13 protein-coding genes are annotated in these 14,809 nt (G+C 46.5%); 7 read left to right on the plus strand and 6 right to left on the minus strand.

Annotated features, from left to right (window positions below; translation table 11 throughout):
- Positions 1–574: 574 nt before the first annotated feature.
- The 3 genes from EPO18_RS11115 to EPO18_RS11125 all read right to left on the minus strand — a co-directional run bounded on the left by EPO18_RS11115 (position 575) and on the right by EPO18_RS11125 (position 2,572).
- Positions 575–1,468, minus strand: coding sequence for a DMT family transporter (locus EPO18_RS11115; protein WP_292433436.1), 894 nt, complete (start codon positions 1,466–1,468; stop codon positions 575–577).
- Between the two features lie 184 nt (positions 1,469–1,652).
- A complete protein-coding gene (locus EPO18_RS11120; protein WP_292433437.1) occupies positions 1,653–2,156 on the minus strand; it encodes an SEL1-like repeat protein in 504 nt (167 codons plus the stop codon).
- 20 nt (positions 2,157–2,176) lie between these two features.
- A complete protein-coding gene (locus EPO18_RS11125; protein ID WP_292433438.1) occupies positions 2,177–2,572 on the minus strand; it encodes a cupin domain-containing protein in 396 nt (131 codons plus the stop codon).
- 106 nt (positions 2,573–2,678) lie between these two features.
- Between EPO18_RS11125 and EPO18_RS11130 the strand changes: the two genes are divergently transcribed.
- The 3 genes from EPO18_RS11130 to hemF are packed head-to-tail and all read left to right on the plus strand — an operon-like array spanning position 2,679 to position 4,279.
- Entirely contained in the window at positions 2,679–3,026 is a 348-nt protein-coding gene (locus EPO18_RS11130) for a type II toxin-antitoxin system CcdA family antitoxin (RefSeq protein ID WP_292433439.1), read from the plus strand.
- Positions 3,026–3,343 (plus strand): CcdB family protein, encoded by a 318-nt coding sequence (locus EPO18_RS11135; protein ID WP_292433440.1) that lies wholly within the window; start codon positions 3,026–3,028, stop codon positions 3,341–3,343. Before EPO18_RS11130 ends, EPO18_RS11135 begins: the two co-directional genes overlap by 1 nt.
- A 21-nt stretch (positions 3,344–3,364) precedes the next feature.
- Entirely contained in the window at positions 3,365–4,279 is a 915-nt protein-coding gene (gene hemF, locus EPO18_RS11140) for an oxygen-dependent coproporphyrinogen oxidase (protein WP_292433441.1), read from the plus strand.
- 135 nt (positions 4,280–4,414) lie between these two features.
- On the opposite strand, the gene EPO18_RS11145 is transcribed toward hemF, so the two are convergent.
- On the minus strand, positions 4,415–4,690 hold the full coding sequence (locus tag EPO18_RS11145; RefSeq protein WP_292433442.1) for a DUF6316 family protein: 276 nt from the start codon (positions 4,688–4,690) through the stop codon (positions 4,415–4,417).
- 464 nt (positions 4,691–5,154) lie between these two features.
- The gene (locus EPO18_RS11150) at positions 5,155–7,569 is read right to left on the minus strand and encodes an alpha-amylase family glycosyl hydrolase (RefSeq protein ID WP_292433443.1); all 2,415 of its coding nucleotides are present in this window, start codon (positions 7,567–7,569) and stop codon (positions 5,155–5,157) included.
- 959 nt (positions 7,570–8,528) lie between these two features.
- On the opposite strand from EPO18_RS11150, the gene EPO18_RS11155 reads away from it, so the two are divergent.
- From EPO18_RS11155 to EPO18_RS11170, 4 genes are all read left to right on the plus strand, one after another.
- Complete coding sequence (locus EPO18_RS11155; protein ID WP_292433444.1) at positions 8,529–9,098, plus strand: DUF4912 domain-containing protein; 570 nt, start codon at positions 8,529–8,531, stop codon at positions 9,096–9,098.
- Complete coding sequence (locus EPO18_RS11160) at positions 9,098–10,726, plus strand: glycoside hydrolase family 57 protein (RefSeq protein WP_292433445.1); 1,629 nt, start codon at positions 9,098–9,100, stop codon at positions 10,724–10,726. The genes EPO18_RS11155 and EPO18_RS11160 overlap by 1 nt, the downstream gene beginning before the upstream one ends.
- A 171-nt stretch (positions 10,727–10,897) precedes the next feature.
- Positions 10,898–12,400 (plus strand): endonuclease/exonuclease/phosphatase family protein, encoded by a 1,503-nt coding sequence (locus tag EPO18_RS11165; RefSeq protein WP_292433446.1) that lies wholly within the window; start codon positions 10,898–10,900, stop codon positions 12,398–12,400.
- Positions 12,401–12,562: 162 nt separating this feature from the next.
- A complete protein-coding gene (locus EPO18_RS11170; RefSeq protein ID WP_292433447.1) occupies positions 12,563–14,155 on the plus strand; it encodes a phospholipase D-like domain-containing protein in 1,593 nt (530 codons plus the stop codon).
- 162 nt (positions 14,156–14,317) lie between these two features.
- On the opposite strand, the gene EPO18_RS11175 is transcribed toward EPO18_RS11170, so the two are convergent.
- Positions 14,318–14,809 (minus strand): polysaccharide deacetylase family protein (locus EPO18_RS11175; RefSeq protein WP_292433448.1); only part of this gene is annotated, 492 nt, incomplete at its 5' end.

Raw genomic sequence — 14,809 nt, forward strand, 5'->3', positions numbered from 1 at the left:
TGAAAGCTCCGGTACTCGGCGCGGCATACGGGATTCAATCCGTGCTATCGTCACTAACCTTCCGCTCGTTCCCACGCGCTGCGTGGGAATGCAGTTAAAGGCGCGCTGCGTCGCGAGTTGAGCTCATCCTTGCTCTACACTCAGGCAGTGCGACAAACAGGACAAAAACTATCTGTGCATAACATCAGTTAGTTAATAAGTCATCAAAATAATCTTGCCGCTGGAGTGCAGGCTTGGCCTGCGCTGGCAAGCGAAGCTTGCACTCCCGTCACTTCTTGGCAACTATTTTAGTAATTAGGAACGTACATGAAATAACTTGAGCAAGATTTATTTTTAAACCATGAAGAACATGAAGGACATGAAGGATTTAACACTTCATGTCCTTCATGGTAATTGCTTAAATTAATTTATGCATGTTCCTTAACTGAATTTGGAAATGCTGTAAGCTATCTCGATCAAAAACCAAATTTCAAAACAAGACAGGAACCGCATTAAAACTTGAAAAAACTTTAGCTGTAAAGCCAATCGCAGTCGGTACGGTAGAGCACATACTGCAAAAATAGGAGTTGACGGTTTATCGGTGAGGAGTGGCTTGCTTTGAACTGATTAATCGATCAAAAAACTCATGCACCAGCAATGCGCCGAGTATCAGTAAGGTACCTGTTGCGACTTTCATGGTTAGCGGTTCATGGTTAACGGCGTGGCCCAACAACAGAGCCATAACCGGCGAAACCAAAGTAACCAGCGCAACTTTGGTAGCGCTATGATGGATCAGCAAGTAATAATAAAGCACAAAGCCAAATGTCGTGGCGATGGCGCCAAGATAGATAATAGATGCCAGACTGATGGGTGATATTTCAGCAGGCCAATATCCGTCAAATACTGCCCATGTAATCAGATAAACCGGCACAGACAGCAACAGGCCGCCGGTTACTTGGGATAAAGCCGGAATGTTTGCGTCAATGCGTTTGACCCAAACCGAACTGGCCGCTTGAAAAAATGAGGATACCAGTACGCCTGTGATGCCCAGCACTGCGTCATGCCCCAATTGCAATGCCGAGCCAAACATGACCCACAAACCGCCAATGCCCAGAGCATACGAGAGCAGTTTGCCGGGAGTCAGACTCCGTTCTCCTAACCAGATAGCCGCCAATAAAGCGGTCATTAACGGCAGGAGGCCGTATATCACCGAAATCCAACCGGAAGGAATAAATTGCGCTGCCCAGTAAACTGTCAGCATCGATCCGTATATTTGCAGAGTTACAGCCAAGTAAGTTTGCAGTGCTTTGCGATGCCATAGCATGCGTTGTTTCGACAGGCCCATCATCAATAATATACAGATCAAACCCACTACCATGCGGCTGGTGGCTCCGAACAGAAACCCCGGCCCTTCGCCACTCCATTTGATAGCCAGCGGCGTTGTCGCCCAAAGTAAAATAATACTAATGTAAGCTAGAGAAATACGCATTAAATTTAATCGGATGGGATAGAAGATGGGGAGAGATTTTCCATAATCGGCAACTCACAAGTAAGTGTCTACCAATCCGCTGAGCAGTCATTTACATCCATGTAGGTTTCAACAAGAGGAGAGGTATAACGTAAAGCTAAGGAGCGAAAGCGATAGATAGAGACCGTTCCGCTTTAGCGCCTTGTCAGCTTTCATTTCCATATGCTCTCTTATAAACCGCTTCGAAAAATGAAGGCATAATTACTGGGATGTTTTCATCCTTTTCCCATTTTTCTATATATTCAGGATATTCCTTTTCTATTTCCTTTGAAATTTCCCTGAGCCTATCAGATTCAGAACCTATACCTACGACAACTAAAGTATCTACAGCTGCCACAAAACCTTGCTGAGCAGCCTTTTCAAGCCATTTGCTGCCTATAATTACATCATTTTCATAGTTTTTCTCATATTCTTCCAATGAACTATAGAGGTAACCACCGAGATATATATTGCCTAAGTTATACTGTGACCAAGGTTCGCCAGATTCCGCAAGCTTTAACAATTTCTCAAAGTGCTCTTTAAACCTTAAGTTCCATTCAGGCGTTATATACCAGTTCTCAGAATCATTAACTATTCCTAAAGAATCACAATCTTTATGAAACTCTTTTACTTCTTCCGGCAATGTAAATTGTTCAGGAGCTTCGTACATAATAATATTTGGCAGCTAACTTACTTGACTGGCGCTAATTCAAAAATAATCAGTTCTGCCGCCTCGTCACCTGCGTTTTCTACCGACATCAGCTCGCCCGTTTCCCAAAAAACTTCACCTGCGGAGTAAGTAGCGGTTTTTCCGTGTTCGACGACTTTTAATGCACCCTTGACTACATAACGGGGCCCCGGCCCTTCATGGGTATGCCAAGGTGTTTTAAAAGCGGGCGGAAACGCGACCCGTATTACTTTAGCGTTAATATTAGGGCTCGGAAGCGCCAGCTTTTTTTCTAAGAGAGGGGTTCTGCTTAGGCCTGTATTTTCTTGGGCTGAAACAGATTGGGAGCTTCCAAAGAATAATATTACAAGCATTGCCAGAATAAATTTCGTTGCTTTGATGGAGTGTGTGTTTAACATTTTTCGGCCTCTTGGGTTTTATGTTTAAGGGTAAGCTCAATGCGCAAGTTGGTAGCTATTATTGGGCTGTTCCATGATGTAGCTGCTAGCTTTATTAAATAACAGCTTGGATGAATTAAGTATACGCTACCGCTTGCTTTTTCTATTTGTTAAATTCTTAAAATGCGCACAGAATATGCGCATCATTAATGTAAGAGAGGATTATCCCATGCAGCAACTCTACGACTTATCCGCCGCTAAGAAGCCGACCAATTTAAGCATAAACAGCGATTTATTAAAAAAAGCAAAAGAACTCGACATTAATCTTTCTGCTGCGCTTGAGCAAAAACTCATCGATATGGTCAAGCAACAGCAAAGTAGAGCTTGGCTGTCCAGCAATCAAAATTCCATAGCCAACTATAATGAACACGTTGAGAATCATGGGGTTTTTGGTGATGATCTAAGGAGTTTTTAATGGCTCAGTTTGATGTATACGAAAACAACAATCCGAAAAGCAAAAAATTATTTCCCTTTTTGCTGGATGTTCAAAACGACTTGCTGAGTAATTTGGCGACTACTGTCGTTATCCCGATGTGTCTTGCCTCTGAAACCAAATCCATGGAAATGCCCGGTCTGATACCGAGTTTGGCAATAAATGGCGAGCATTATTTATTGTTAACTCCACAACTTGCCGGCATATACAGAAAAGAGCTTGGCAACGCTCTGACTGATTTATCAAGCTACAGAGACGATATTATTGCGGCTCTGGATTTTTTAATTACCGGCATTTAAAACACAACACTGACATTACGTATGAATATTGACGACATCACTAAAGTAAAAAACTACCTGCTTACCTTGCAAGATCAAATCTGCGTAGCGCTGGAATCTGTAGAGCCTGAAACCCGGTTTGTCGAAGACCTTTGGAATAGAGAGGAAGGCGGTGGCGGCAGAACCCGGGTATTGGCTAATGGCCGGGTTATCGAGCAGGGCGGCGTGAACTTCTCGCATGTATCCGGTTTTAAGCTCCCCCCTTCTGCAACGGCTAAACGCCCGGAGCTTGCAGACCGGCAATTTCAGGCGATGGGCGTGTCTTTGGTCATTCATCCGAATAATCCTTACGTGCCGACATCGCATGCCAATGTGCGATTTTTAATCGCGGAAAAGCCGGGCGAGCCGAGCATCTGGTGGTTCGGCGGCGGTTTTGATTTAACGCCGTTTTATCCGTTTAAAGAAGATGTGATGCATTGGCATCAAACCGCCCGCGCCGCCTGTCAGCCTTTCGGCGACGATATCTATCCGGCTTACAAAAAATGGTGCGACGAATACTTCTTTCTTAAACACAGAAATGAAACCCGCGGTGTAGGCGGTCTGTTTTTTGACGATTTGAATGAATGGGGTTTTGAGAAGTCTTTTGCTTTTATGCAAAGCGTAGGCAATCATTATATTGATGCTTATCTGCCTATCATACAAAAACGCAAAGATACGTCTTATGGCGACAGGGAACGCGATTTCCAGCTTTACCGTCGCGGACGTTATGTTGAATTTAATCTGGTTTACGATCGCGGCACATTGTTTGGTCTGCAATCCGGCGGACGGACCGAATCGATTTTAATGTCCATGCCGCCTGTAGCCCATTGGAAATACAACTGGCAACCGGAGCCCGGCAGTACGGAAGCCGTGCTTTATGAAGAATTTTTGAAACCGCAAAACTGGCTTGGCGTTTGATCCGCCAGTGAGAGGTCGAACATGAGATGCTGAGATTTTTTAACGGCAGTTTACACGGATATTTTTACGCTCTCCCATTTCCGGCAATCATTTAACAACACTCTTTAATAACATTGGCTCTTAACTTTAAAAAAGTTAGCTATCTTTTCCTCGTTTGCTCTTAAGGTTATCAAACTTTATTGTGGTTACAGAAATAACAGGCTGTTCAAGGCTCAGTTTAGCTTGACTGTTTGAACTTCGTCCACCATCGTCGAAAGTTTCAATATTTTGTTTAATAAACTTTTCAAGCGCTTTCACCGCTTTTTCTTTGTCAAAAAAAGGACCGTAAATACCTTCGCGTGCATGGAAAAACCATTCCATTAAGCCTGTTTCAGCATTACGTTGGCAAAAAGTCCGAGCAGATTTAAACATTGGAAATTACCTATAAAACTAATTGATTTACCCATCAAGGAAAATTAATAAATTTGAACTGTTTTTTCAACCTTTAAATTAAAAATTTCGCTTAATGAATTTTTAATAGACGGTCAACATTGTTATATTTGCTATGAGATTATAGTATTAAACTGATGAGTCAGAGCTTACCCGAACACAAAGTCAAGCAGATTTCAGCTGCATTTCTTAGTCCACACGGATGACCAAAATAGCCATTGGCGGAATGAAGTCGTTTCCGGTTCACTATTGGCACTGATTTGATTTTTAGCCTTTATCCTGAAAAGAGCATTTGAGCCACGAATAGACACGGATTTACACAGGTGGACAATGGCTTATACGAGTTCTTTGCGGCACACTTGTTGGGTGAACCGTTATGCTTGCATAACTCAATGTATTACCGGCGTTTATCTGTGTAAATCCGTGGCTAACTGATTTTTCTAAGTTTATTGTTTAACAAATACGACAAAACCGTTGGCAGGGATCTGCACGTTGAGTTTGCCTTGGTCCGACCAGAGGCTTGCGCCATAATTACCTATGTTTCGACCGCCGTAGATTGGGGCATCGCTATTGAAAATTTCCTTCCAACGGGCGTTAGGGATAGCCGGCAAATCTTTTTCGATGACGTAACCGTTGGTAAAAGCCGTATTGTTAAGGCTTGCTGCGATAATAACCTCCTCATCTCCGCTCCAACGCTTGAAAGCAAGGATGCGGTTGGAATTAGAGACATGAAGAATGTCGATATTGTGGCTGCGAATCGAGCGTAGCCGACGACTGAGGGTGATAAGATCCTGATAAAAGCGAAATAGCGCTTTGCCGTTTCCATTCCGTTCGCCCAATATGTCTTCGCGGTTTTCCTTAAAATTATCGAACGTGTAGCGTTTTTGCGCTCCGATTTCTTCACCCATAAAGAACATTGGGATGCCTGCGGAAAGCAGCGAAAAGCCGAAGCATAGGCGAGAGCGCGCTTCTGCCCAAGGGCGCGTGCCATCAGAAATAGTGGCGCCGTTGACGGCTGTCACCATGGTTCGAGCTGTGCCGCCGGCATTGCCGGCCTCATCGTGAGATTCATGGAAAACGACTTGATTGTTACGGCTGTTGTAGAGAGCTTCGGAAAACCAGTCCATTTTGAGCAACTCGCTATCGCCGTATCCGGCTAGTTTCAACAGACGCGCTTTATTTCCGGCCATATCGGAATCGCCGATCAAGTTGTGGTAGAACGCTGTTTCCCATTTGGCATTGAATCCCAGCCCGCCTTGCGCAGGCGGTTTTGTCACGGCATCCCATTCGGTGTGATCCTCAGCAATCAGCATTACTGTAGGCTTGATCATGTGTAGCGTGCGGCTCCATTCCCGCAGCAATTTCTGCCCGAAGATATTGGCGTTGCCGATCGAACGCCCGTCTGCGTGGAGCGCGTTGTCGCGGTGGATAGCTTGGGTTAAGTCCACGCGTAATCCGTCGACATGCATTTCCTCAATCAGGAAGGCGGCGCTGCTGATGAATTGTTGGCGTACGACTTCGTCCCAAAAGCGCGGTGTGTAACCGGTAGAGCCGTTGTCGAGATAGCCCCCTTCCAGGAAGGAGTAGTCAGAAGGCCGCCCCTCATACCAGTAATAAATATTCTGTTCATGAGCGGTCGAGTCGTATTGCCATTCGGCACGGCCTGCCTTAGGGTCGTAGTGGTTGTAGACCACGTCCTGAATGACGGCGATGCCCCGCCGGTGGCATTCCCTGACGAAATGGCGGTATTTGTCGCGCCCTCCGGTACTGGATTCAATACAAGTGTGGTGCGTGTCGCCATAGCCCCAAGCGGCATTGCCTTTAAACTCTGCTAACGGCAACAGCTCGATGGTGTTAACGCCAAGGTCGACCAAATGATCAAGAAATGACAGGGCATCACTCAAATTGCCGATGCGGTTTTTACCAAATCCCAATGAGCCGATATGTAATTCATAAATAACCAAGTCTTCCAAGCGGGTGGGTATCGGCAATCCGGACGTGAATTCAGTAGACCAGAATTTTTCCGCGCTAATCAGGTCCGGTTGAATCCCATCAGGCGCAGACTCGAATCCCCGGCGCACTACATCGGGGTCGATGACTACACTGCAACCGACGGTGCCGTCCAATGTGTCGATTGTCTCGCCCCAAGGGCTATCAGCGGGATCGACGTCGCCTTTACCGATTTGGCTTCGGGAAAAAATATCGGTGCGATAAACAATATCCCCTTGGGCATTCCGGATGCGATACATGTAAGGAAGGCTTTTAAATGTTTCATAGTCACCGCGAGGCCCGCCTTCCCAAATGCCGTCGGATAAGCGGGACAGTGCGACCACGGGCTGCACCGGATCGATTCCGGTGCCGTCATCGGCAATGTAACCGTTGGCCGGGTTGCCGAAGACCGCTTCCACATTTTGTGCATTGGGCGCCCAGACGGCAAAACGCAGACTCGGTGTAGCGTTTGGTGAGGAGAAATGTTTGTTGGCTCCCAATCGGCGACCGTAAGTGAAATAATAGCGTTCGATTTGTGATGCTATTCCATTGTTACTGAGCCGGAACTGGCGATGGCGTTCCACGGAGTCAGCATCATGCACTTCAGTCGGAATGCCCCAGAAATTGGTGCCCTGCGGCCCATCGAGAACCACTCCCCATTTGAAGATTTTATCCTGATCGACAAGGTCAAGTGTGACCGGGGCTATAAAGATCGGGCATCCGTCTTCTCCTATTTTTTCCTGCATCGGCACTTCTGTCCAGTTTTCCGAGTATCGGCCATTACCGTCCCAACTGCCGCGTAAGCGGGCGTTGCGGAAAATAGTTCTCTTCAGGCCGGTGATAAATTGAAGTTCTACTTTTTGCGTTTGCATAATATTTCCTCATTTTCCGGTTACTCGATTGGAGAGTCCTCTGCTTTTAAGCCAGAAGACACGGTGGTGTTGATGTCGTCTTAAGCAGAGGCTTGAAATTTTCGTATTCGGACCGTCGATTTAACGATATGGGAAGCTATAACATTTTTATTATTTAAGGTGTCGCTACCGCGACGTTATTTAAATCGGGTTCTCGCACCCGAAAGCGAGTTACTTTCTTTTGCGTCGCCAAAAGAAAGTAACCAAAGAAAAGGCGACCCGGTTGCCGCTTTGATCCTGCGCTCCTCGCTTTCGACGGGGGTTGCCAGAAGGGCCATCCTTGGCCCTCTGGCAACGCGCTGCATCCATGCAGCGCCCCTTTCGGGCTATTCCCGCCGAAAGCTCCGGTGCTCGGCGCGGCATACGGGACAAAAAACATCCGTGCGTAACATTATTTAATATCTTGATTATTTTTTAATCGGAATCTTTTGCGCTCCACTCGTGTTGTAGTTTTAGCAGAATATAATTAAGGAGCAATATAATGATAAAGCCGGTTGAAGTATGTTCGTACCAATACTTATGTAAATATCCATGGTTTCAATGGGTTATGTCGAGTCAGCGCTATGCCGGCAGGGTGGCTTTGGGATGCGTTGCTGTAGTCGCCGGAGGGTATTGTGCTCTTGTAAGATCAACAGCCGCCACACAAAATTTTTATCCGCTAAGTAGCCGGATTGTCGTTATTTATTGCGAGTTGTTACATTCGCGGTAATTGTAGAAAACACCGGCCTGTTCCAAGCTAATTAAAACCGCAACTAGACCATGCGGAGTTTACTCCGTATACTTGAATCAACTTGTTTTTCTAGGCCATCTTTAATGATAGTCAAAGATATATTCAGATAAGGTGACCGTAACCTTTAAGGCTGGTGATGACGCTTTTGTATTCAGGACACAATTCCAAAATCAATCTATCGGCGAAAGAAATGCTTGAAATAAGCCAGGAAATTACCCGGAATTTTACGCCATGTTTTTCAAGCCGGATGCCGGAGCTTGTCGAAAAAGTCAGGCTCTCGCCAAAAGAGTTACTGGATATTAGCGAAGAAATCGGTCGGGATTTTGCGCCGAAACCATCCTCTTACAACGCTCCCGAACTGGTGCTTTTGCCGGTCGATCCCGGACACCTTTATGCCTATTGGCATCTTGAAGGAAATACTCAAAAATCCGCATCCGCATCCGATAACGATAACAAAGAACAACTTACCTTAAGAGTTTATTCGCAACCCGACGAACAGAAAGCAGATGCCGAAGCGGCAGTATGGTTCGACGTCGCCATTGATAGCTCCATCGCACATCAACAAGTAGCCTTACCCACAGCGGTTGAGGACACGGCTTATTCAGCGGCAATTGGCAAATGTTGCGCCGATGACAGCTTTATCGAATTCGTGCATTCAAACATCGTTCATGCTCCGCATGGACAAACGGCGTGGCATTATGACGCGACTTATTGCTCTGGCAATAGCGCGTCAGGCCGAGGAATCAGCAAACGAGCGTGATGACAAAAAGCTTACCGCGTGCTGGACAAGGATTCCTGAGTCTTATTCTCCATGCACACCTTCCCTATGTGCGGCATCCTGAACATAACAGTTTTTTTGAGGAGAACTGGCTGTTCGAAGCCATCACCGAATGTTACCTGCCGCTGATCGGCGTGCTCGATCGGTTGCACGACGATAAGGTGGACTACCGGCTAACGCTGTCATTGTCGCCGACGCTGATGTTCATGTTGCGAGACGACTTGCTGCAAGAACGCTACCTGAAATATCTGCATAGCCGGCTGGAATTAGCCGAAAAGGAAATTACCAGAACCCGCAGGCAGCCGGAATATCAAAAATTAGCGCGGCTGTATCGCCGTTTTTTCCTGGATGCGTTAAATATCTATCAAGAGCGTTACCAAGGCGATTTATTGGCGGCGTTTAAAAAACATCAGGCCACAGGCAAGCTTGAGTTGATAACGACTGCCGCGACCCACGGTTTTTTGCCGTTGCTCAATGTCAGCGAAACCGCAGTCCGTAACCAGATCAATATCGGCGTGGCAACGTTTAAGTCCAACTTTGGTTGTAATCCGGCCGGCTTTTGGCTGCCTGAATGCGGCTATTATCCGGGCCTTGAGATTACATTGGCCGATGCCGGTATTGAATATTTTTTCGTCGATACGCACGGCGTAATGAATGCAAGTCAACAGCCCCGTAATGGCGTTTATGCGCCGCTCGATTGCGGCAATGGCGTTGCGGCATTTGCGCGGGATCCCGAATCATCGCAGCAGGTTTGGAGTGCAAAGGAAGGCTATCCGGGAGATTCCGATTATCGCGAATACTATAGCGACATCGGCTTTGAGCTGGACTTGGATTATATCGCGCCTTATATTCTCGACGGCAAAACCCGAACCAATACCGGCATCAAGCACCATCGAGTGACCGGCGATAACCGGCCCAAGGAAATTTATAATCCAAGACAGGCCAAAGCAAAGGCGTATCAACATGCCTTGGATTTTATCGATAAGCGTCAGCATCAAATCGGCCGGCTTGGCGCTACCATGGATAGACCGCCGATTATTGTTGCGCCTTACGATGCCGAACTGTTCGGTCATTGGTGGTTTGAAGGGACATATTGGCTGGAATGCGTGCTGAGATTGGCTGGCGAGAGCACCGGCGGCGTTCAACTCATCAGTTGCGGCGAGTATTTAAAGCGGCGGCCGTCCGCTCAAATAGCTACGCCAGCCACATCGACTTGGGGCGATCAAGGCTATTCCGGCTACTGGATCAATGAAACGAATGACTGGATTTATCCGTTGTTGCACAAGGCCGAACGGGAGATGGAAAAACTGGCGAGCGATGTTCAGAGACTAACGCTGACCCCGTTACAGACAAGGACTTTGAATCAGGCCGCCAGATCTATTTTGTTGGCCCAAGCTTCCGATTGGCCGTTTATTATGAAGTCAGGGACAACCGTCGATTATGCGAATAAACGCATTACCGATCATCTGGCCAGATTTAATTATCTACACGACAGTTTTCGTAAGAACAGGATCAACGAGCGATATTTATCTGCGCTGGAGATCATGGATAATATTTTTCCGGACATTGATTTTCGGGATTACAATCCTTCATCCCGGAAAGGGCATTAACACAACGCTCGCTAATTAATCCGCACTGCTACTTTAGACCTTCCAGGTTTTAAAAACCTGGAGGGTCTGAGCGTTTAAGCGGTTACGAAAAGCCAAGATAAAAACTTTGTGGTGAATTAATCTACTTTCCTTCCGGCCTGTATCCCAGGCCAGTAATCAGGGAGACAAAGGATGGACAAACTCCAACTGCTGTATGTTGAAAATGTAATTACCCGAAAAAAGTCCGGCGTCCAGCAAACGTTGAACTTTTTTATGCGGGTCGAAAACATAAGCCACGACAAGCGGATCGATGTGGTTTGGGCAGGCGAAGATGGCGTATGGCAAACCTTGCCGGCAAGCTATCATAGTAAGCTGGAATACGCTCAGGAGTATTGGCAGGCTCAGGCAAATTTCCAGCTCAGCCCGGCCAAATCGCTGCCCGGCAATATCCAGTTCGGATTGCGTTATCAGGCTTCTGGCGCCGAATACTGGGATAACAATCAGGGCAGGAATTATTCCAGTCAGGCCGACTCAGGCATTATGATCGCTTGCTCAGCACCGGTTTTAAACATCGGTTTTGCGAACAAGTTGGACGAAGGTAAAAAAAACGTTCCGGTCACCGTAGCGGTAGACAAGTTCACCGATGCCGATAAGATCACCGTACACTGGTCTACGGATAACTGGCGTCATACCCATAAAACCCAGTGTTATTTTAAAAGAAACTACTGGGACAAAATTGCTCTCAGTAATGCCAGAAACCCCAATCAGTATGGGGCTGCAATCTGGAAAGGCTGGCTTAGAGTCGGCCAAGCGTTTCGTTTGCAATACAGCATTTCAGTCGAACGCGACGGGCAGATTTTCTGGGACAATAACTACGGCAAAAACTATTCGCTCAGCCGCGAGCCGCTCAAGATTTTGATTCTTAACCTGCATTGCTATCAGGAAGATAATCAGGACTATAAGTTCTCTCAAATAGCCAAAGCGATTGATGAGTTGAATGTCGACGTTGTTTGTCTTCAGGAGGTGGCCGAGCTTTGGAACGATGGGGCAGGGGACTGGGAGTCCAATTCCGCCAAAATCATTAACGATCGCTTGGCTACGCTCTATCATATTTACACTGACTGGTCGCATCTGGGCTTTGACAAATACCGTGAAGGCGTTGCGATATTAAGCAAATTTCCGCTCATTAAACCGGACGCCAAGTATGTGTCGAGCAGTCATGATATTTACAGCATTCATTCCCGAAAAGTCGTCATGGCGCAAATCAAGGTGCCTTATATCGGACGGGTTAATGTTTTTTCGGCGCATTTAAGTTGGTGGGAAAACGGTTTTGCCGAGCAATTTAAATCTTTGTGCGAATGGGCCGAGGCTAAACAGTCGGCGCAGGTTAGCGCCACGTTGTTATGCGGCGATTTTAATATTACCGCCGGTTCAACCGGTTATCATCTGGTGGTCGATTCCCACCAATATGACGACCAGTATTTATCTGCCAACTCGCAGGGCGTGTTTGAAAAAATCTTTAGAGCTAGCGACCCTTATTGGCAAAATTATCTGAGCGATGATTATCGTATCGATTATATTTTTCTGAATAAAACCAGCGAGCTTAAGGTTACGTCAGCCAGAGTTTTGTTTACAGAGCAGGATTATGGAAGGGTTTCCGATCATTGCGGTTATTTTATGACTTTTGAGCCGTAGATTGGGTCGCCTCGGCAACTGCTCCCTGCGTTGCCTACATGGATGTAGGTACTTAGCGTGAGCAGGAGCAGAAGCTGCGCCTAAAGTGCCTACTGCTGGTAGCGTAACCTGACAAACTAATGTTGAACACGCCCACGGCCTTTATCATGGAGATAAACTTATATGCAGATAGCTGAACACTATGCCTCGCCGACTCATGCAAATCTGGGCGGTTCTTTTCAAAGAGTAAACGATTTCAACGACAAATTTTATATCCGCTGGGGAAAAATAGATTTCGACGTATTTTACGGCGTTCAGGCTAATGTAAAGGTTATCTTAAAAGTCTATCGCGATGCGATATGCGAAACTTACATAGTCGATACCGATGCTTACGATATTCACTGGGATCGCCACAAACGCTGTACGCGGGACTTTTATATACACCCGTTTTCCAGCAACTTCGGCCAGATCAACTGCGTTAAGTTCGCTTTCATCGTGCATCTGGATGAGCACTCCATTGCTTCCCGGAACGAATATATTTTTATGGACTGGCCGCAGCTTCAGGGAGACCAGTTGCAGCACCGTAAGATCACCGGAGACTGGGTAACGGCGAGTAGCTATCGGACTTATGAGCTAAATGCCGGTGAATTACAGAGCGATGTCGATTGGTATAACCATCATTTCGAAGCACTGCAACTGGTGCCTAAATTTACCAAAGGGCAGCAGCATCACCCCTATCATCCCAAACGCTATATTCATGACCTTATCGACAAGGTTATCCGCTGCAAGCATGAGAATCCGGGACGTTTATGCACGATAAAGGTCAGTGTGGACTGCATTGACGACCATGACTTTATTACCCATTTAATAAGCGCCAGCGATCAAGGAGTTTTGGTTCAGTGCATCGTGGACTGGCGGAAAATGACACTGACCAATAGCCAAAACTATGCACGGTTAAAGCGTTCGAGGATTGAATTGATCGGAGTGTTTTGCAGTCCCAAGCATCATTTGATTGAAGTGGAACCGGACATGCACACCAAATTCATTATTTTTAACGATGAGGACAGCATATTGGGTTCCTTTAATATCACCTTCGACCGCTGGTGGGCCAATTGGGAATCGGGGATGACTTTTCATTCCAAAGGCATCTGCCGCCTGCTGGACAATATCTTCCAAAGCCAGCGCGGCGGAGTCATCCAGAAATACGGCATCGATCCGTTAAGCCATTTCAACCTGCTGTACACTTTCGGCCGTCACGTTATGCTGAACGGCAAGCCCTACCGTCCGCATCATGCCATATTGGGAGAAATACACCGCGCCAGACATTCGATTAAAGTGTCGTTGTTCCTGATCGGCGATTTGCTTGGAGATCATCACGACAGCGTGGTCAATGCGCTGATCAATGCCAAGAACCGGGGCGTCCACGTACATATTTTGCTGAACGGGCACTTAGCCAGACAGGGACGCGTCGGCATAGAGCGCTCGATGCATGATGAACTGAATCGCCCGTTGCTGCCGACAGTAGACAGGTTAAAGCATGCCGGTATTCCGGTCGGCTTGGTTTACGGGCAAGACGACCATCCGGTGCCGTATTCTCCGATCCATTCCAAATATTGCATTATCGACGATTACATTGTCATTGAAGGCAGTTTCAACTGGTACAACACTTCGGTTTTTTCCCATGACTTGCTGGTCGTGGCGGCTAATTACGAAGTGGCAAAGCCCTATCTGTATGAGTTTGAGCAGATACAGCGAGCGTTTAGGGTGTATTATTGAATTAGTACACAGGTCGAGTTACGATTGCATCGATGGACGGTAGAGCAATGTACGAGCAAGAGCGTAAACGGACAAACCATACCTTGGCACAAAAGATATGCTTAATTCAACTATCCTGTATCAGATGGATAGAGAAAACCGAGTCACTCTGTAGCCGTTCAGCTATTCATAAGCTTCAATCTTCAAAAGCCGCTCTACACTGACAATTTTATAGCCATTTTCTTTCGCAAAATTAAGTGTTTGTTTTAATACTTGGACAGTTTTATCCGAAGTATCATGAAACAGAATAATTGTCCCCGGTTTTATTTGTGTTTGTACGCGCCGGCTTATGGTTTGCACGCTGTCATCCGTTGTGTCGAACGAGCGGATGGTCCAGCCGATGATGTTGTAGTCCAATAGGTTTGAGGCTTTTACAAGATTGGGTGTAGTGACTCCATAGGGCGGCCGGAACAGTTTCATGCGTTTGCCTATGATGTTGAATACACTTTCTGCGGTCTGATTTAGTTCATTCTTAAAGCCCTGTAGGCTTTTAAAATCTATATAAAAAGAATGCGTGTAACTGTGGTTGCCAATACTGTGTCCGTCTGCATCGATTTGTTTCAAAATGTTTTCATTACCCTGAATGTTTTTTCCGATGACAAAAAAAGTTGCCGG

It is taken from the genome of Methylobacter sp. (genome assembly GCF_004322395.1).
In the GTDB taxonomy this organism is placed as follows: Bacteria; Pseudomonadota; Gammaproteobacteria; order Methylococcales; family Methylomonadaceae; genus Methylobacter_A.

What these genes read in the sequence shown, in the direction of transcription:
- EPO18_RS11165 (WP_292433446.1), top strand. Translation starts at nt 10,898, where the DNA reads ATGGACAAACTCCAACTGCTGTATGTTGAAAATGTAATTACCCGAAAA.
- EPO18_RS11145 (WP_292433442.1), bottom strand. Translation starts at nt 4,690, where the DNA reads ATGTTTAAATCTGCTCGGACTTTTTGCCAACGTAATGCTGAAACAGGC.
- EPO18_RS11125 (WP_292433438.1), bottom strand. Translation starts at nt 2,572, where the DNA reads ATGTTAAACACACACTCCATCAAAGCAACGAAATTTATTCTGGCAATG.
- EPO18_RS11160 (WP_292433445.1), top strand. Translation starts at nt 9,098, where the DNA reads ATGACAAAAAGCTTACCGCGTGCTGGACAAGGATTCCTGAGTCTTATT.
- EPO18_RS11155 (WP_292433444.1), top strand. Translation starts at nt 8,529, where the DNA reads ATGCTTGAAATAAGCCAGGAAATTACCCGGAATTTTACGCCATGTTTT.
- EPO18_RS11170 (WP_292433447.1), top strand. Translation starts at nt 12,563, where the DNA reads ATGCAGATAGCTGAACACTATGCCTCGCCGACTCATGCAAATCTGGGC.
- EPO18_RS11135 (WP_292433440.1), top strand. Translation starts at nt 3,026, where the DNA reads ATGGCTCAGTTTGATGTATACGAAAACAACAATCCGAAAAGCAAAAAA.
- EPO18_RS11115 (WP_292433436.1), bottom strand. Translation starts at nt 1,468, where the DNA reads ATGCGTATTTCTCTAGCTTACATTAGTATTATTTTACTTTGGGCGACA.
- EPO18_RS11120 (WP_292433437.1), bottom strand. Translation starts at nt 2,156, where the DNA reads ATGTACGAAGCTCCTGAACAATTTACATTGCCGGAAGAAGTAAAAGAG.
- EPO18_RS11150 (WP_292433443.1), bottom strand. Translation starts at nt 7,569, where the DNA reads ATGCAAACGCAAAAAGTAGAACTTCAATTTATCACCGGCCTGAAGAGA.
- hemF (WP_292433441.1), top strand. Translation starts at nt 3,365, where the DNA reads ATGAATATTGACGACATCACTAAAGTAAAAAACTACCTGCTTACCTTG.